17 protein-coding genes are annotated in these 18,726 nt (G+C 42.8%); 9 read left to right on the forward strand and 8 right to left on the reverse strand.

Annotated elements, in window-relative coordinates; all coding sequences use genetic code 11:
• Positions 1-87 (forward strand): cellulose-binding domain-containing protein (locus KIV41_RS24865; RefSeq protein ID WP_373417596.1); only part of this gene is annotated, 87 nt, incomplete at its 5' end.
• 122 nt (positions 88-209) lie between these two features.
• Here the strand turns inward: KIV41_RS24865 and glgC are convergent.
• From glgC to KIV41_RS04280, 4 genes are all read right to left on the reverse strand, one after another.
• Positions 210-1,424, reverse strand: a complete 1,215-nt coding sequence (gene glgC, locus KIV41_RS04265; protein WP_285335752.1) for a glucose-1-phosphate adenylyltransferase — start codon at positions 1,422-1,424, stop codon at positions 210-212.
• A gap of 366 nt (positions 1,425-1,790) precedes the next feature.
• Positions 1,791-3,539 carry a formate--tetrahydrofolate ligase gene (locus KIV41_RS04270; RefSeq protein ID WP_285335753.1) on the reverse strand — a complete coding sequence of 583 codons (1,749 nt, stop codon included), beginning with the start codon at positions 3,537-3,539 and terminating at the stop codon, positions 1,791-1,793.
• Positions 3,540-3,776: 237 nt separating this feature from the next.
• A complete protein-coding gene (locus KIV41_RS04275; protein ID WP_010451921.1) occupies positions 3,777-5,081 on the reverse strand; it encodes an inosine/guanosine kinase in 1,305 nt (434 codons plus the stop codon).
• A 131-nt stretch (positions 5,082-5,212) separates the two neighbouring features.
• The gene (locus tag KIV41_RS04280; protein ID WP_285335754.1) at positions 5,213-5,686 is read right to left on the reverse strand and encodes a CreA family protein; all 474 of its coding nucleotides are present in this window, start codon (positions 5,684-5,686) and stop codon (positions 5,213-5,215) included.
• A 151-nt stretch (positions 5,687-5,837) separates the two neighbouring features.
• Between KIV41_RS04280 and KIV41_RS04285 the strand changes: the two genes are divergently transcribed.
• The 3 genes from KIV41_RS04285 (at position 5,838) to KIV41_RS04295 (ending at position 9,100) form a co-directional block, all read left to right on the forward strand.
• On the forward strand, positions 5,838-6,347 hold the full coding sequence (locus KIV41_RS04285) for a flavodoxin (protein ID WP_285335755.1): 510 nt from the start codon (positions 5,838-5,840) through the stop codon (positions 6,345-6,347).
• A gap of 68 nt (positions 6,348-6,415) precedes the next feature.
• Positions 6,416-8,212 (forward strand): HD domain-containing phosphohydrolase, encoded by a 1,797-nt coding sequence (locus tag KIV41_RS04290; RefSeq protein WP_010451914.1) that lies wholly within the window; start codon positions 6,416-6,418, stop codon positions 8,210-8,212.
• Positions 8,213-8,437: 225 nt separating this feature from the next.
• Positions 8,438-9,100: an HAD-IA family hydrolase gene (locus KIV41_RS04295; protein WP_010451912.1), complete on the forward strand. Its 663-nt coding sequence runs from the start codon at positions 8,438-8,440 to the stop codon at positions 9,098-9,100.
• Between the two features lie 523 nt (positions 9,101-9,623).
• Here the strand turns inward: KIV41_RS04295 and KIV41_RS04300 are convergent.
• Positions 9,624-11,054 carry a methyl-accepting chemotaxis protein gene (locus KIV41_RS04300; protein ID WP_285335756.1) on the reverse strand — a complete coding sequence of 477 codons (1,431 nt, stop codon included), beginning with the start codon at positions 11,052-11,054 and terminating at the stop codon, positions 9,624-9,626.
• A gap of 677 nt (positions 11,055-11,731) precedes the next feature.
• Here KIV41_RS04300 and KIV41_RS04305 point away from each other — a divergent pair.
• Both KIV41_RS04305 and KIV41_RS04310 read left to right on the forward strand, forming a co-directional pair.
• A complete protein-coding gene (locus KIV41_RS04305) occupies positions 11,732-12,328 on the forward strand; it encodes an ACP phosphodiesterase (protein WP_045385200.1) in 597 nt (198 codons plus the stop codon).
• A gap of 75 nt (positions 12,329-12,403) precedes the next feature.
• A complete protein-coding gene (locus KIV41_RS04310; RefSeq protein WP_285335757.1) occupies positions 12,404-13,657 on the forward strand; it encodes a DEAD/DEAH box helicase in 1,254 nt (417 codons plus the stop codon).
• A 31-nt stretch (positions 13,658-13,688) separates the two neighbouring features.
• Here the strand turns inward: KIV41_RS04310 and KIV41_RS04315 are convergent, their stop codons facing one another.
• Entirely contained in the window at positions 13,689-14,477 is a 789-nt protein-coding gene (locus tag KIV41_RS04315; RefSeq protein ID WP_045385205.1) for an EAL domain-containing protein, read from the reverse strand.
• 197 nt (positions 14,478-14,674) lie between these two features.
• Positions 14,675-15,307 carry a hypothetical protein gene (locus KIV41_RS04320; protein ID WP_038884043.1) on the reverse strand — a complete coding sequence of 211 codons (633 nt, stop codon included), beginning with the start codon at positions 15,305-15,307 and terminating at the stop codon, positions 14,675-14,677.
• A 130-nt stretch (positions 15,308-15,437) separates the two neighbouring features.
• On the opposite strand from KIV41_RS04320, the gene KIV41_RS04325 reads away from it, so the two are divergent.
• The 3 genes from KIV41_RS04325 (at position 15,438) to KIV41_RS04335 (ending at position 16,960) form a co-directional block, all read left to right on the forward strand.
• Positions 15,438-15,680, forward strand: coding sequence for a DUF2164 domain-containing protein (locus tag KIV41_RS04325; protein ID WP_038884045.1), 243 nt, complete (start codon positions 15,438-15,440; stop codon positions 15,678-15,680).
• A gap of 174 nt (positions 15,681-15,854) precedes the next feature.
• Entirely contained in the window at positions 15,855-16,394 is a 540-nt protein-coding gene (locus KIV41_RS04330) for a cytochrome b (RefSeq protein WP_010451892.1), read from the forward strand.
• A complete protein-coding gene (locus KIV41_RS04335; RefSeq protein ID WP_010451889.1) occupies positions 16,391-16,960 on the forward strand; it encodes a YceI family protein in 570 nt (189 codons plus the stop codon). The genes KIV41_RS04330 and KIV41_RS04335 overlap by 4 nt, the downstream gene beginning before the upstream one ends.
• A 120-nt stretch (positions 16,961-17,080) precedes the next feature.
• On the opposite strand, the gene focA is transcribed toward KIV41_RS04335, so the two are convergent.
• Positions 17,081-18,532: a formate transporter FocA gene (gene focA / locus KIV41_RS04340; RefSeq protein WP_285335758.1), complete on the reverse strand. Its 1,452-nt coding sequence runs from the start codon at positions 18,530-18,532 to the stop codon at positions 17,081-17,083.
• Positions 18,533-18,726 lie beyond the last annotated feature (194 nt).

The raw sequence follows: 18,726 nt of genomic DNA on the forward strand, positions 1-18,726 counted from the left end.
CACAATGGTGTGGTATACCAAGCAAACTGGTGGACAGCATCAGAGCCGGGGAGTGATGGTAGCTGGTCGACAGTATGTAACATCTAATACAGATTGAAAGGATGACAAAAGCGCGCTATTTACATCGCGCGCTTTTTTATTGTGTGTGTTTGATATTATTGTGTTGCTTTGAACTTTGGATGATTGTGCAAAGACGCTTGAGTAAACGCTCAGAACTCGTAACCTTCAGGAATAACCACAATCCCTTTTTCTGATACATGGAATCGTTTTGAGTCTTCGATTTTGTTTATACCAATTTGTGTGTGAGGCGGGATACGAACGTGCTTATCGATAATACAACTCACAAGCTGACAGCCTTCACCTACCTCGACATCATCGAAAATAATACTGTCGACGACCGTTGCGCTATCTTGAATGCGCACGTTAGACGCGATGACAGAGTGCTGAACAGAACCGCCCGAGTTAATGACGCCGTTGGCAATGATTGAGTTAATGAAAATCCCTTCATTACCCGTTGCTGATGATACGGTTCTTGCTGGTGGGAATTGAGCTTCGTAAGTGCGAATTGCCCAGTTCGGTTGATATAAATTCATTGGTGGCACCGGCTCTAACAAATCCATATTGGCCTCGTAGAAGGAATCGATCGTACCTACATCTCGCCAATAGCAGTCTTTGTCTACACGGCCTTTGCTTCCGCAGAACTTATAAGCGTAAACGGATTGGGTATCGATGAGTTTAGGAATGATGTCTTTTCCGAAGTCGTGGCTTGAGTCTTCAAGTTTTGCGTCTTCTTCTAGTACTTCTTGTAGGACATCCATATCGAAGATGTAAATCCCCATGGATGCGAGACTCTGAGTTGGGTCATCAGGTAGAGTGGGTGGGTCTTCTGGTTTCTCGATAAACGATTCGACTAAGCCGTTTCCTTTAATAGCCATGACGCCAAATGCGGTGGCATCTTCTACGGGCACATCCATGCAAGCAACGGTTAGCTTTGCGCCGTTCTCTTTGTGCTCTTCAAGCATGGCTGCGTAGTCCATACGATAGATATGATCACCAGACAGAACAACGACGTATTTCGCATCATTACGAGAGAGCAGCCACATGTTGTGGTAGATAGCATCTGCGGTACCCTCGTACCATGCACCACCTTTGCGCATTTGGGGTGGAACAGCGGTGATGTACTCACCAAGTTCGGGATTGAAGACAGACCAACCATCACGCAAGTGCTTTTGTAGTGAGTGTGATTTGTATTGAGTTAACACTAAAATCTTCCTTAAACCTGAATGAAGACAGTTGGTTAGCGTAAAATCAATGATGCGGTATTTCCCTCCAAATGGAACGGCTGGTTTGGCTCTATCGTCGGTAAGTGGGCTCAGCCTTGATCCCATACCGCCTGCTAAAATTACAGCGAGTGCGTCTTGCATAATGTTCCCTTTCCCTTATTTTACGTGGCTCGAAAGCAATATTCAGCCTGAGGAGTTAGCCACTACAGTTGCTTTACGAGTGATGTTGTAGAGTGTCCTTTGTGCTTATATAACGTAGTACAAGATTCGAGCCATCGAATTTTATCAATGAAATCAATGCTCTTTGAGGGTGGGTGCGTGAGCGCTGCACTATATTAGGGAGTAAGGAAATATGGCGTGCACTGTATTGGTGAGGGCAGCAGGGTGATAATCGACTTCAAAATTGAGTTTACATTGTAAAGTAACTTTAAAACAAAGAGATAGCGTAAATTGATAGCAAAACAGGAGCTCAAAAGCTCCTGTTTGTTGAACTAAATGCAATCAAGGCTATGAAAGGCCAATAATATTGCCTTGCTCATCAAGATCCAAGTTCATAAATGCAGGTTTGTCTGGCAACCCAGGCATAGTCATTACGTTACCAGAGAGAGCGTAAACAAAGCCCGCACCTGCACATAAACGCAATTCACGAATTGGTACGGTAAAGCCACTTGGTGCGCCTTTTATTGCCGAATCCGTCGTGATTGATAGAGGTGTTTTCGCGACGCACACGGCTAAATCATCAAAGCCTAATTTTTCGAAGTGTGCTAATTGCTGTTTCGCTAGATCACTCATTTCAATATTTGAGGCACCATAACCGACTTCACACACCGCCATCAATTTTTCCTTTAAGGATCGCTCTTTGGTGTAAAGAGGCTTGAATTCAGAGGCCTGATCGCAAGTTGCCACTACGTGCTGTGCAAGCTCAATAGCGCCGTCACCACCTTGACCAAATGCAGCACTGACCGCCACTTTTACTTCAGGATTAAAACGCTCGATTAACGCTTTTAGTTCTGCCAATTCTTGTTCTGAATCTTGTGGGAACTGGTTGATGGCAACAACCGCAGGGATTCCGTATTTATGCACGTTATTGATGTGCCATTTCAGGTTTTCGAAGCCAGCTTCAAGTGCAGCTTGGTCTGGGTTGAAAATAGAATCTGGAATTGCCATACCAGGGCGCAAATCGTAGTGACCTGAGTTTGCTTTCAAACCACGAAGGGTCGCGACAATTACAACGCAATCTGGTGCTCGGTTAGCAGCAGAAGCTTTGATGTTACAGGCTTTCTCAAACCCCATATCAGAGCCGAAACCTGCTTCAGTGACAACGTAACTAGAAAGTTTCAATGCAATCTGGTCTGCAATGATGGAAGAGTTACCATGGGCGATGTTTGCAAACGGGCCAGCGTGAATAAGCGTAGGGACACCTTCAAGTGTTTGCATCAATGTTGGTGCAATCGTCTCTTTTAGTGTAACTGCCATTGCCCCAGCAACTTGCAAGTCTTCGGTTGTCACTGGGTTGCCATCTAGATCATATGCAACGACAATGCGACCAATACGCTGACGTAAGTCTTTAAGATTTTTTGCAAGGGCAAGGATAGCCATGAGCTCGGACGCGGCAGAAATATCAAAACCTTCTTCACGTTCGAAGCCGTTGATGGTTTTACCTTCTTCGTTTAAACCGATCTTCACCATGCGCAGCGCACGGTCATTGTGGTCCATAACGCGCTTCCATGTGACTCGCTCAACATCGATTTTCAATGCTTTTAAACCAGTGCGCGCTTCAAATGCGCTGTAGCCTTCACGTTGTTCATGGTAAAGGCGAGCATCAAGTGCCGCTGAAGCTAAGTTATGTGCTGCTGTGACTGCATGAATATCACCAGTAAGGTGAAGGTTTAGCTCGTCCATGGGAGCGACTTGAGAATAGCCGCCACCAGCAGCACCACCTTTGACGCCAAAAACTGGCCCCATCGAAGGTTGACGAATACACGCGATTACCGATTGATTGATTTTAGATAGGCCTTGGGATAGGCCGATTGTGGTTACGGTTTTGCCTTCGCCTAATGGGGTAGGCGTAATTGCAGTGACCAACACCAATTTACCATCTTGGTTAGCGTTTAAGCGTTCAAGACATTGGGGATGAACTTTAGCTTTGTGTTTTCCGTGTGTATCGAATTCGTGCGGCAAAAGACCAGCATTTGCTGCGACAGTAGCGATAGAAGACAACGGTGTGTTTCGGCAAATTTCAATATCAGACTGCATGGATACTCCAAAAAAATGGCTAACACGTGGCGTTCAACATCAAGCAATCGAAAGACTGTATTGCTGTTGCGCAAACGTTTGCGCGAGAATAATACTGGTTAAATAAGAGGTGTAAAGCAGTTCATGCGCCTTAGCGTGCTACATAATAACAAAAAACACTAAATACTGCGCTAGATCAAAACAAAAAGGTCACCAAATGGTGACCTTCGCATATTTTTCGCTCTAAGTGCCCGGTTCTTAGCGATCCCAGTAGGTCTCTTCTAGGCTGTCTTCGCGTTCAGGAAGCGCACGAGAGAGGCGAGGAGAGTGCTGAGTTAACACTTCGTAGCTTACGCGGTTTGCGTACTTACAAATCTGAGATAGAGAAGAGTAAGTTAGGCAGCGGACTTCATGTTTTTCTGAGTTAGGCACTTCTTTCTGGTGGAAAGAGTTTGCTGCCATGTCGTGTAGAAGTGCAGACAATGCCGCATCACCTGCACCGTTAGTGTTCTTGATCTCAAGAGGGCCACCTAGATAAGGGCCAATATGAGAGTATACTTTCATCGGTTGTTTACAGTCTTCTTTACGCATCGCACGGCTGAATTCAAACTTGTTGAACTCTTCGATAGAGCCTTCAAGGATGTCATGCGTGGTTTCACGTTTAACTTTCTCTTCCGTGTAACCTGCCATGTATAGACCATCTGGGCCAGCGGTACATAGAACAAGGTCAACCCACTCTAGTGCTTTATCTGCAGCAGTTAGTGGATCTGTTTCACCTGTTAGCGCAGCGCCTTCTTCTTCGTTCATCGCCACAACAGACACGTTTTCACGAATGTACTCTTGCCACCACTCAGCATTGCCTTCGATTACGTATTTTGTGCCTAGCGTCAATACAACAGGAACATCGTGCTTCTTAGCAAAATCAATTGCTCGTTGAACCGCTTGAGGCATTTGGTCTTCTTTCTTACCACGCATTAGGTAAGAAGATACTACTAGAGCTGATGCTTTCTTAAATACTTCTTCAGGGATGCTCTCTGGAGAGAGTTTGTTCATATGACCTTCGTTGATCGCGAAAGTACGCTCACCATCTTGAGAAATAAGTGTGTAGCAACGACCAATAGGACCATCCACGGTTTGTAGGTGGTTCAGGTTCATACGTGAAGAGGTGCGGCATAAATAACGGTATGCGAATGAACCTACTTGGATGTTCTTTGACATCACACCAAGAAGTACTGACTTGCTGTCCGCAAGTACAGAGTAGTTATGCAGTGTATTACCGATCGTGTCACCCGGGTATTGGTGAGTGATCAGGCCTTGTTCTACTAGCTCTTCATATAGTGCGTCTGCTTTGCTCTCTTCAAGAACGAGAGAGTGTCCTTTACTAAGGTTGTACTTTTCTAAAAACGCATCGTCTACACGCGCTTCGATATCAACGATGGTTTGACCAACACCGACAATGGTAGGGCGATACAGCTTTGGCGCCTGTCGAGTTTGGTGGACTAATGGATCTCGAGCGTGAGTTGGGAAGTAGTGTTTAGATTTACGCTGACCGGGAAACTTCATGCTTGTTCTTGATTGAGAAAAAAAGAGGCGGGATTGTATCACAAAATTCTGAAAAATCGTTGCGTTTTATTGCAAAGAAGTTCGCCCGCTGAAAAAAGCAGCGGGCTGATGTTTTTAGCAACGATCAGGGATTAATTTGTCGTAGTTACAACTGGTTCTACGTAAGCTTTGGTTCCCCACAATGGTACCGTTGATAAGCTGTGTTTAAAGCTACCCTCAGTCTCTTTGGTCGTGTAAGACAAGTAAAGTAGAGTTTGATTTTCCGGATCGTAGATGCGTCTTACTTTCATTGTTTTAAAGAAGATGCTTTTCGATTTCTTAAATACTACTTCCCCTGATTTGCTCTTGTCGATTTTCGCGATCATTTCTGGCGTGATGTCGCCAGTTTGACGACAAGAAATGGAGCTATCACTTGGATCAGACAGGCTAAGGTTTGCTTCTATCGACGCAATATGACAAGTCACTCCCGTTACGACTTCATCTTGTAGATGACCTATCTTAATGTCTTTCATTGTGAACATACCTAGCGAGACGTCGCCGACTTCATTGTCACCACATCCAGCTAAGGCCGTTACCAAACCTAAAGCAAGCAAGCGTTTTTTCATTTTTCATCCCTTAAATAGGCTAATTTATTGATTCAATTTATCAGACGCACACGATTAAAACAAAATTTGGCCTTACCTCAGGTGTTTAGCTATGTTTGTTACAGTCTTCATGCTAATGTACGGCAAACCAAAGCCTATGGGGTTGTTTTAAATGAACGCACAGCAGTTAACAGCCGTTAACAAAAAGAACGATTGGCTGTATAACTTGGTGGAAGTGGAATTCCCTACACCAGAAAGCATTAAAGGGCGTGAGCTCTATCTTGATTCAAGCACACAATGCGAGTTTTCGCTCCTTGATTCATCTTCTCTTCTCTCTAAAGCAACACAGACTTCTGCTGAGAATATCTATCTAGTTGATTTTCATCGTCTGACTATTATGTTTGCCTTGCTTCAATCAAGTCGATGGGAACATAAAGAGCAACAAGACCTCATTATTGAGTTCCTAACTCAGATTATTTTGTCCTCTGAGTATGAACTGTACGTTGGTTTTCATGATGGTGAGCCTACCGCAGCAGCGATTGTTAGCCAGTACGAGAAGCAAACGTTAATATCTGATGTCGTTGTATCTCAAAACTTAGACAAACAGACCTTTATTGGTGATTTAGCTAAAAAACTAGCGGAATCAGACAAGTTATATGAAACAATAATCGCTGAAACTTGATCTAAGTCGATATCTGCGCATACGAGCAGACCTACTATATCGGCAAATTTGCCATTGGTTAGATAAAAATGAAGAAGCGTTTAACGCGTTGGTTAGCTGTTATTTTATGGTTAGGGACAACCGCGGTAAGTGCGAGCAATGATGAATCTTGGGACGTGAAGCGTATTTTGGTGCTTCACTCCTATGACCCATCTTATCAATGGACGAATGATATTCAACACGGTATTGAAGAAGGCTTTGCCCAAGCAACTGGTGAAGTAAAGCTGTCTATCGAGTACCTGGACTCCAAACGTGTACATTCTCATGGTTACCTGCAGAGAATGGGGAACTACCTTCAACTCAAATATGAAGGCTATCAGTTTGATGGTGTCGTTGTAACTGATGATGCTGCTCTTCAGTTTATTAAAACTTATTACCCCAATGCTGAACGCAAAACTCCAATAGTTGCGGTTGGTATTAACAATCTCAAAGCAACATTAGACAACGTTTCTACAAATGGCAGTGTGCTATATGAAGTTGATCGAATTGATGAAAATATCAACTTGATTAATAAACTGCGTCCTAAAATCAAGACTCTTTATTATTTAGCCGATCACAGCATTACAAGTGAACACATTCGCCAACTTGTATTAGAGCATATGAAGCGCTTCCCACAAATCAAAGTGGTAGAAATTCGCAGCAAGACCTTGAGTGAGACTGCTGAGCTGCTGAAGCATATCTCTCCAGATGATGCGGTATTGCTGACTCACTATAATACCGAGACAAGCAAAGGCAAATACCATACTTACCAAGAAATCTCTCATGTTATTGGTACCTCAAGTGCTGCGCCTGTTTTTGTTTTTTGGGAGCACTATTTAGGTGAACCTGGCATTCTTGGTGGCTACTTAAATCGCTCTAAGAACTTTGGCTTTGAAGCCGCTGAGTTGATGGCTGGGAAAGTAGGCTTATCGCTATTACCAACCATAAAAGAGCAACCGGTTACTGAAGCGGTACTCGACCACATTGCCATTGAGAAATACAACATCAGCCGTTATTTGATACCGAAATCGGCAAAAATCATCAACAAACCAGCACCGTTAATAACGATAAATTACAAAACCTTATTAGTTGTAGGTGCGATTATTGGTGTACTTTCGTTAATTGTCGTAGTTCAGTTTATGGTTATTCGGCAACGAAAAGAAATTGACCGAAAGAACCGTAAAATAGTGGTTTTGCAAAAACGTACATTGAGTGTCCAAAAAGAGATGATACACGTATTAGGTGAAGCGATTGAATCCCGCTCGGGAGAGACTGGGAACCACGTTAAGCGTGTCGCCAAACTTTCCGCCAAATTAGCTGAGCTGTGCGGACTGAGTCATCGGGAAATTGAGATGATCGAAATTATCTCTCCAATGCACGATGTAGGAAAAATTGCAGTTCCGGAATCTATTTTGGACAAATGTGGACCACTGACACCAGATGAGTGGGAAGTGATGAAACTCCATACGACGAAGGGTTTCGACTTACTGAATACCAAAGAAGGTGATGTTACCAAATTGGCGGCAATCGTTGCTCATGAGCATCATGAACGCTGGGATGGAAATGGCTACCCAAATGGTTTAGAAGGCGAGTCTATTCACTTATTCGCCCGGATCACGGCAATTGTAGACGTTTTTGACGCACTATTGAGTGAGCGTTGCTATAAGAGAGCCTGGAGCATTCAAGAAGTGATCGAGCTTTTTGAAAAAGAAAGAGGGCAGCAGTTCGACCCGTTTTTGTGCCAATTGCTATTGGATAACCTAGATGATTTTGTAGAAGTAAGAAACATGCATCCGGATTTCGAGAATATTGCGAGCGTTTGCTCGGATAGAGATCTCACTAATTGAGAGTACTGAAAATAAATCGGTGATCTTGTCCAGAGTTTTCCTATTTTTCACCGCCATTTTACAGAAAATGCAAACTATGTCGTTTAAACATTTCTAAACTTAAATATCATGGGATTACATTTTTAGTAAAAAGAATTAAGTCGAGTTTTAATATCGACAATAGAATCGGAAGTACATCCAAACTTAACTACAACGATAATGTACCGCGATTTTGGGAGAAACGTCATGGCGATAAATAGTGTCAAATGTGTCATTTTCGATTGTGATGGCACATTAGTAGATAGCGAAAGGTTATGTTGCCAAGCTCTGGTTAATGTTTTTAGTCACTACAATGTTGAAATGCCTTTCGATGAATGTGTTGCACACTTTAAAGGTGGCAAGTTAGCCGATATTTTAAGTGATGCAAAACAGCGTGCTGGCTTGCGTGTTTCACTGGATGTTCTTGAACCACAGTATCGTGAACAAGTAAAAGAGCTATTCGTCCGTAACCTTGAGCCAATGCAAGGTGCCAAGGAGCTCATTGAATACTTAAACGACAAGGGCATCGAGTATTGTGTTGCTTCTAATGGCCCCAAAGACAAAATTGAGTTCTCTTTGGAATTAACCGGGCTACTGCGTGCGTTTAAAGGGAAAGTGTTTTCCGCGTTCGATGCGAACAGTTGGAAGCCAGAGCCAGATCTTGTTCTTTACAGTGCGATGAACATGGGTTTTCTCCCTAGTGAATGTTTGTATGTTGACGACACTCCTAAGGGGATTGAGGCAGGTTTGAACGCCGGAATAAAAACGGTTCAGCTGTATAATGGCGCACCGATTAACCTTGTTGACGATGAACGTGTCATTCGTGTGCACCACTTAGAAGAACTCAAAGAGCAAATTGCTTGTTTATGATTTAATGACAAACTTTACTGAGAGTGTGTATGTGCTTGAATTTTGTTTGTATCAAAGGGGTTTGATGTAGGCATTGAATGGACGAGAAGTTTTTTGTGTGGAATCCACATGAAGCACAAGTAAACTTTTCTCCATCAGTGGAGACAATGTATTCGTCGCCTTGGCAAAGGGGGCAGTTTAGATCTTCCAAATTATTCTTATATTCTTTTTTTTTCATATAGTCACCAGCAGCAAATCAATGTTGACACTCCGAGAATAGCCCAATCAAAACGTATTTGAACGATCTTTGAACAAGAGTCTAATTTAATTGAGACTCACTTCAAAGTATATCATTCCGTATGATTTGCAGGGGCTATTCTGTTATGGGGCAGTGGATTCTATTAATCAACGAATTTATTGTAAAACGATCTGCTTTCTCTCTGTCTTTAGTTGTCTCTTTCCTTTACCGAATTCTTTTTAGAACGCGTGTTAATTAGGCAAAAAAATAGGGCTCCAATCGGAGCCCTTTTTATTGAGTTAGAATTTAAGCTGTTCGGTACCTTTCTAGTATCTTACCGAGCGAAACTGACGCTTGAGTAAGGTTTGCAACACCAACGGTAGATTGTTCAGCGACATCTTTGATGGTATTTGACTGGGTACGAATATCCGATAATTCTGAGGCAATATCGTTAGCAACAGCGCTTTGCTCTTCTGCTGAAGTAGAGATCTGAATGCTCATGTCCATTAACGAACGAGCAGAATCGGCGATCGATTGTACATCTTGACCAATCTCATCAATCAACTGGCTGCTTGTTTGTGCTTGTTTTACGGTTTGCTGAGTAATGGACGCAATGTTTTGGCTTTCTGATTGTAACTTTTCAATCATCGCTTGAATCTCAACGGTAGCTTGCTGTGTTCGACTTGCTAGTGTGCGAACTTCATCAGCAACAACCGCAAAACCACGCCCTTGCTCACCTGCTCGAGCCGCTTCAATCGCAGCGTTTAGCGCAAGAAGGTTGGTTTGCTCAGAAATAGCATTGATGGTAGTAATTACATCGTTAATCTGAGTAGTGTTTTCATTCAGGCTTGTAACAGAGCTTGATGCTTGTTCAATGTAACTGGAAAGTGTTTCAATTTCTGAAATTACTGACTGTACACGTTGACGACTGTTGTCAATTTGATGAGTGTCCTGCTCAGAACGTTGCATCGCATTTTGTGCAATAGATGATACTTCATTTGAAGAAGCGGTCATTTCTTCCATTGCAGTAGCTACAGAATCAAGAGACTGATATTGCTGGGTGATTTGAGTTTCACTCAACTTCATATCCTGTTCAAACGATGAAGATGTTTCACTCAAGGTATTCGCATTGTCTTTAACGTTGTTTACCAACTCAGAAAGCGTATCCATTGACTTATCAAGAGCGCAACCGATCGTTCCAAACTCATCGCGCCCTGGATGGAAGCCTAAGCGTGATGTTAGATCTCCGTTACCAATTTTTTCAGTTGTTGTGTAAAGCACCCAAAGTGCGCCGCCTAAGAAGGTCGCGACCCAGTAAATAAAGATACCAAATGGAACAGCCCACAGATAACTGATAAAGAAAGAGGATAGGGCATCTGATTTGGCATCTTCGTAGCCTTTACTACTATCAATGGTCAGCTGCACATTTTGGCCATTACCGAGTTGGCCAGATACAGTTGCAACACCGTTGTTAAAAGATGAATTGTTGATTGCATTCACCTGAGTTAGGCCGGATATGTTTGGCACGGAATCGCTACTTGAAGAAATAATACCTTCAAGCTTACTTTGTGCTACTTCAACTGCGTGATTTTCAAATTGTTCAACTTCGTTGAAATACCGTGTGGTTGCGAGTGACGTCAATGTCACGAAGAACATTAAGAATATGACCCACATTTTGTCGTTGATCGACATTTTGATAAAGAGTCGATCTATGGTTCTAAACTCAACTTCTCTCATTCGTTGCTCCATTTGAGATGGTTGGGGGGAGATGGTTAAAGGTAAAGGTATATCGAAACAAAATATGCGATGGAGCGCAGCAAATAATGTAACAACTCATTGTTGGATTTCAATAAATGCGATCTTAGATCGCATATAACAGTATCCCATTCTAATAACTTGAGCTATTTAATAAAATGGCAAGTGCAAATGATTGAGTAGTGATTTCGTGAGGGGTAAACCAGTTATTTACTAATCGAAAAGCGATCGGTGACGAACGTCAGTTTGGGCGTGGGAAGGAAGAAATAACTGTAGAATCTTGTTTTGAGCTCTTATAGCAAACGTTTACTTATGATTCCTGTCATAGCTTTCTAAAACTTTACTTCTCGCTGTCATGAATGTGTCATATAAAGGCTATAAAAAGGAGTTACTGTCATCAACGAAGAAGAGATATGGCGGTAAAAATGGAAGCATGTTTGCTTCAGGAGATATAAACAAAGGAGGTCACAATGAGCGACCAATACCAAAACGACGAATGCCTAGAGATGCTTGATGCTCTTGAAATCGGTATTATCTTGTCGGACTACATTGGCTCAGAAGACGAAGCCGAATAAGTACAATTAGTACTCTCACCGCGTCACAACAGACGTTATACTAAGTTCATGTAAGACGAGCCAAAAGGCCACTCACAGCGTCTAATGAACTTTCTAGCCCACCTGCATATTGCAGACCACTGTAATAGCCATTTAATGGGAAACTTGCTTGGAGATTTCGTAAAGGGAGATCCAAGCAAGCAGTATCAGACCGATATTTCCAATGGCATCAAACTTCATCGCTTTGTCGACCGTATTACCGATCACCACGCCATTGTTGAAGAGTGCAAACCGCACTTTACTGGCGTTGCACGTCGCTTTGCTCCCATCGCCCTCGATATGTTTTGGGATCACTGTTTAGCCAAGCATTGGCATTCATTTAGTGATCAATCGTTAGATTCCTTTGTTCGTTATGCTTATCAGCAAGTGAATGAGCAAATATCGAATGATCTACCACCTCGCTTTTTATTGCTCCATAGCCGGATGTGGAGTGGGGGTTGGTTGCAGTCCTATCAAGACTTAGAAAACATCGAGTTTGCGCTTCATCGAATGTCACAAAGAACGCCGCGTATGGCTGACCTCACCACAACGTTCGAGGTTCTAGATAACGAATATGAGCAGCTGGAAGCGAAATTTGCTGCGCTTTATCAAGATGTGCTGAATCAAGCCGCTGAGCATCATCAACAGTTAATTAATTCATAACGCCTCGAGTGCAAAAGGTAGTATGACCAAAGGCGCTCTGGTAAACTCTGCGCTCCAAAAATTATGAGGTTTATCATGTCCGTTAATTTCGCTGATCTTGGCATTGAACAACAGCTGGTTGATACCCTAAGTGGTATGAATATCGTGACTCCAACGCCAGTGCAAGAAAAGTCGATTCCACACGTATTGGAAGGTAAAGATCTACTGGCTGCTGCACAAACTGGTACTGGTAAAACTGCAGCATTTGGCTTACCTATGATACAAACGGTTCAGCAACAGAAACGTAACGGAACACCACAAGCTTTGATCCTTGTGCCTACACGTGAGTTAGCGCAGCAAGTGATGGATAACCTGACGCAATACGCGACAAACACTGACCTTAAGATTGTTTGTGTTTATGGTGGTACGAGCATTGGTGTACAAAAGAGAAATCTAGAAGAAGGCGCAGATATCCTTATCGCGACGCCGGGTCGTTTGCTTGACCATTTGTTTAATGGCAATGTAAACATCTCTAAAACGGGCGTTCTTGTGCTTGATGAAGCAGACCGCATGTTAGACATGGGCTTCTGGCCAGACCTACAACGTATTCTTCGCCGTTTGCCTCAAGATAAACAAACCATGCTGTTCTCTGCTACGTTTGAAAAACGCATTAAAACCATCGCTTACAAACTGATGGATTCTCCGGTTGAAGTGGAAGTTTCACCTGCAAACACGACCGCAGAAACCGTGAAACAAATGGTTTACCCGGTCGATAAGAAGCGTAAACGTGAATTGCTTGCTTACTTGATTGGTTCTCGAAACTGGCAGCAGGTGTTGGTATTTACAAAGACCAAGCAAGGCAGCGATGAACTGGCGAAAGAGCTTAAGTTGGATGGCATTAAAGCGGTTTCTATCAACGGTGATAAATCCCAGGGTGCGCGACAGCGTGCGCTTGATGAGTTCAAAGAAGGTAAAGTACGTGCGTTGATTGCAACCGACGTAGCAGCTCGTGGTTTAGACATTCAGCAACTTGAGCAAGTGGTTAACTTTGATATGCCATTTAAGGCGGAAGACTACGTCCATCGTATTGGTCGTACAGGTCGCGCAGGTAAATCTGGTCTTGCGGTTTCTTTGATGAGCCGTGATGAAGAGTATCTATTGCATGCTATCGAAAATCTACTCGATCAACGTTTACCACAAGAATGGTTAGAAGGGTTTGAACCAAGTCTGATCGAAGAGGTTGAACCGGAGCGTAATGGTGGTACTCGTCGTAAGAGCCGTTCATCTGAAAAACGTAAACTAAAGGCTAAGTTAGCTATCCACAAAAACCGTGGTAAAAACCGCCGCTAGAAAAGGTGATGGGAGATATCAGTAACCCTGATTAAGCAGTCTTTGCTTCTTGGTACGCCTCAAGCGTTTGCGGCATCGCCAATAAGTAGCCTTGATACATATCGAAACCGAGTTTTTTCATTAAGTTAAGTTGATGCTCGGTTTCAATTCCTTCGATAACCGTTTTCGAGTTGATTTCCCGCGCTAGAGTAAGGGCTTGTGTTAGTTTCTGGCTATCACCATTTTCGTATTGCAGCAGTAGCGATCTATCGAGTTTGATAATGTGGGGCTTGACACTCTTAGCCCGTTCTTTAGTTGACGCATTAATTCCGTAATCATCAATCGCCAGCATATAACCGCTGTGACCTAGTTTTCTCGTTGCATGGTGAAGTGTCGCTTCGCTACTTGCATCTACTTCGACGAGTTCCATCACAACTTGTTGTTTTTGAACTCCTGCTTGTTTGAGTGTTCTTTTTAGTAGGTTGTAGTAGGAGCGATCTAGAGCCAGCATTTCTGCGGCTTTTGGGAGCACGTTTAAAAACAGTTTTTTGGCGTGAAATCTGGATTGACCGAAGTTTTGAATATGGATGAGTCGACTTAAGCGTTCAACATTGAGCTGATCACTTTCGTTAACGGTGTTTGAATGAAAAAAAGCATCAGGCCTTATCATTAACCCGTCTTTATTTGAGATTCTCACTAGAGCCTCGAGACCAATGATCTTCAACTCATTCTGATATATGGGTTGAAAGACACTTCGCAAAGTAAGATGTTTGTACTTTGCAATAAACTGCCCATCTAACTGTTTATGAATGCAACTCACTAGTTGCTGTATGCTCATCATTATTACGTAAACCTACGCCAACTTCTTATTTTAAAAGACTTTTAAGTATGAGGGTTACTTATTTTTCGCCAATAATCTTTATCTAATAGATTGTTATTACAGTTAGCAAGTGATGTCGTACGAGATGATTAGAAATGTCGAGTCGTATCAAATTTAATGGTGTCAAATGTGATAGCGACAAGATTATTTTATGAGGTTCACCACTGTAAAACCGCATACAATTGAAGGTATTTTCTTACGAGCTGTTCTTTGTTTGAGCGTCGAAGTGGATGCCCAAACTTGATATAGCAAGGGCTGATACCAAATCGTGAGTCCAGAGAGTGGGTTAATTGGGATTCACTCGTGTACAAGGTTATTCCTTGCTCTGTGTACTCATTTATTGAGTCAGGTAGCTCTCCCATCCACCAATGCAGCAACTCTCTACTTGTTTTGCTTCGGCTAATCCAATGATCACTTACCAGCAGCAACAGATCATTTGGTTGAAGAGCATAACCATATTCGCTTTGCCACTCTGTAATAGAAGACAATAAGTTTTCACGGCACGCCTTTCCCGCACTGACCAAGTGATGAGTTAACACCCATACAGTGCCAATTTCTGATGAAATTCGGTAGTGGTGAGGCTGTTCTGGAGTGTCGAGCACCTCTAAGGATTTGATCACGCTGTTATGACCAAAATGTGAAAGCGTATGTTCCATACGACGAGCAAACGCAATACCTAGGTGGTGTTCACTCATGCCCTGATTATGTACCGCTGGGTAATGCTTCTCACACAGCTTAAGACAATCGTCTTGAAAATCATTGACGCTTTGGATAACTAAGTCGAGTAGCAAGTATATTCCCTTAACGGTTACAAATTAGGACGGCAAAAGGTTAGCATAGTCTTTTCAGGATAGACTAATTTAGATGGGCAACTTCTTGATCTAAACATCAAAATTGAGAATAGAGTTCCGCGAGATATATATGATTAAACTAGAAAGAGCACAAAAAGAAATCCTAGCTGTCGCCATTCAAGATTATATGCAAGATGAACTGAGCGTTGAGATTGGCCAGTTCGACAGTGAGTTTTTGATTGATTTCATTACGGAGAAACTGGCTCCAATCTATTACAACAAAGGGATTGAAGACGCAAAAGCAGTAATCGAACGACGCATGCTAGAAATGAGTGATGAGTTGTATGAAATAGAACAAGAAGTCCAACTCTAAGTTTCCGTTTTACAAACGGTTTTAAGTTCCTTCAAATTTTTCGAACAAGTTGTTTTAACGAGTTATATTGGTTAGATGTAAAGGATGGTAAATAATCTGTTTCACACAAGGTAAATAAGTTAATGTTGTGTTTCTTGCTCAACATCAACTTAGGAACATATCTAGGAACGTGAGATGGAAACACTGGTAAAGAACTACAACCTACCTGCGCGATTTATGCATTGGCTATCAGCACTTTGTATCATCGGTTTGTTTGCTGTGGGGTTGTGGATGGTCGACCTTAGCTACTACAGCGAATGGTATCGTACGGCACCACATTATCACCGCTCTGTGGGCATTCTACTCGCAATACTCACTTTAGCGCGCATCGTATGGAAGCATGTGACGGCGTCACCAAAAGTGGAAGGGAAACCTTATGAAGTGGTCGCAGCAAAAGCTGCGCATGGTGTGATGTATCTATTGCTTATCACTATCTTTATTTCAGGTTACCTCATCTCAACATCTGATGGGCGCGGTATCGAAGTATTTAATTGGTTTACCGTACCTGGTGCAGGGGAATTATTCCCTGGTCAATCAGATATTGCAGGTGAAATTCACTTCTATGCGGCTTGGGCTGTGATCCTAATGGCTGGTTTGCACGCCGCTGCTGCACTCAAACATCACATTATCGATAAAGACAACACATTAAGAAAAATGTTAGGAGCTTCAAAATGAAAAAGTCACTTTTCGCTACAGGATTAGCTATTGCAATGGCACTACCGTTTGGTGCTAATGCAGCCGATTACGTTATCGATACGAAAGGCGCTCACGCATCTATTAACTTTAAAGTTAGCCACCTAGGTTACAGCTTCATCAAAGGTCGTTTTAATACATTTTCTGGTGACTTTTCTTTTGATGAAAACAACATCTCTGACGCTAAAGTCAACGTAGTGGTTGATACAACTAGCCTTGATTCAAACCATGCTGAGCGTGACAAACATATCCGCAGCGGTGATTTTATCGATGCAGGTAAATACAGTGAAGCGACGTTCAAGAGCACAAAAGTCGTAGATAAAGGCGACGGTAAGCTGGATGTAACAGGTGACCTTACTCTTCACGGTGTGACTAAACCAATCACGATCGAAGCAGAATTTGTTGGTGCGGGTAACGACCCATGGGGTGGTGAGCGTGCGGGCTTCATCGGCCAAACTCGTTTAGAGCTTGCTGATTTTGAAATCCCGGTAATGGGTTCTTCTAGCTACGTTGATATGGAGCTGCACATTGAAGGTGTTAAGAAGTAATTTCTTAACTTTCATGATGCGAGCTTGCACTGCTTAAACTCGCATGGCTTGAACGAAGAAAGCGCTCTAAATAGAGCGCTTTTTTATTGGTGCCAACTTGTCTTGCTAGTTTTTATTGTCTTATGCAGTTTCTAGTACTTTGTCTTCAACTAGGTTTAGACGCTCGCCGTACACAGGGCGAAGAGCTTTAAGAACTTCGCAACGTGTCACTACGCCAACCATCAAACCGTTTTCTAGTACAGGAAGGACTTGAGGCTTACTTACTTTGATGCTCTTAGCACGCTCTTCTAGAGAAAGAGAAGTAAAGCGTGTTGCCATACCCATGCTTGTTGTTGGGTAAAGTTGCTCTTTGTCGATACACAAGAACTCAACTACATCCACTAAACGGTCGTTTGCGTCAATTGCTACCACGTCGCGGCTCATCAAATCGACAACCTTCTGCTCTTGAGCTGGGATGTAATCTTGACACCAAAGCTCTACCATTACGTCGTGAGCAGAGAAGAAGCCGACTAGACGATTTTCAATGTCAACAACAGGAGCACTGATTAGATTGTTGTCTAATAGGGTATCTAGTGCAGTTGATACTGGCATTTCTACGCTCAGAGTAACTGGGCTCGGGTTCATAATCTCTTTTACAATCGATGCGTTTTTCATAGTGCGTTCCTTAACTGACGTGAGTGTTGTAGTGTTTGTAATAGATGCAACTTCTGCTGCTTTTAATTCTGGGCGACGGTAAATGCACCAGTTAGCTAAGCCAACCAATACGGCACCACCGACGATGTTGCCAAGTGTTACTGGAATTAGGTTTGCAGTGATAAAGTGACCGACATTTAAATCTGCATATTGAGAAGCCGGTACACCAACTGCAGTCCAGAATGATTCCGGTGCGAAGTTCGCGATAACGATACCTAGCGGTACCATAAACATGTTTGCTACACAGTGCTCAAAGCCGCTGCTGACGAACATTGCTACTGGTAGAATCGTCATGGCTGCTTTTGTCATTGCATTTGCAGAGCTGAATGTCAGCCAGATAGCAAGACAAACTAACAAGTTACATAAAATGCCCAATGCAAATGCTTGAACCAATGTGTGGTGTAGCTTGTGCTGTGCGATGTTTAGTGCATTTAAACCCCATTGACCGGCATCCATTTGGTACAAGCCTGCTGCGCTTACCAATGCAAGTAGGAACATTGCACCGATGAAGTTGCCCACATAAACCTTGCCCCAAATCGACAACATCTTGCCGAATGAGATTTGTTTGTTTGCCCATGAGATGCTCGAAAGCACTGAGCTGGTAAACAACTCACCACCGCAAATAACGATGAGTATTAAACCCATACTGAATGCTAAACCACCTGCAAGACGGCTAAGACCCCAACCCGCATCCGCACTACCTGTAGTCACTGTGATGTAAAACAAGAATGCTAAACCGATGAATGCGCCTGCCATAATTGCCAAACCCAGTGTCATGCCGCTGGTTTTGTTTGCTTTACTAAGAGCAAACTTCTCAGCTTCAGCCATCATCTCTTTTGGAGAGAAATACTGGTGATTTTGAGGGCTGGTCACCGCCATAATGACTCCTTAGTCTGTGGTTCCATATGAACTCCTTGGTTAATGAACTCGAGTGTTTTCTGTACTCGAAAGTGAAGGTGTTATTGTTTTTTGTTGCGGTGTTCCCGAACCGCATATCCAGATTAAGCAGGTCAGAGCTACAGGTAAAATTGATAATATTTAGAATCCTCATCAAATTATTTGATAAGTTTTTA

This window comes from Vibrio sp. D401a (assembly GCF_030248515.1).
Taxonomy (GTDB): Bacteria; Pseudomonadota; Gammaproteobacteria; order Enterobacterales; family Vibrionaceae; genus Vibrio; species Vibrio rotiferianus.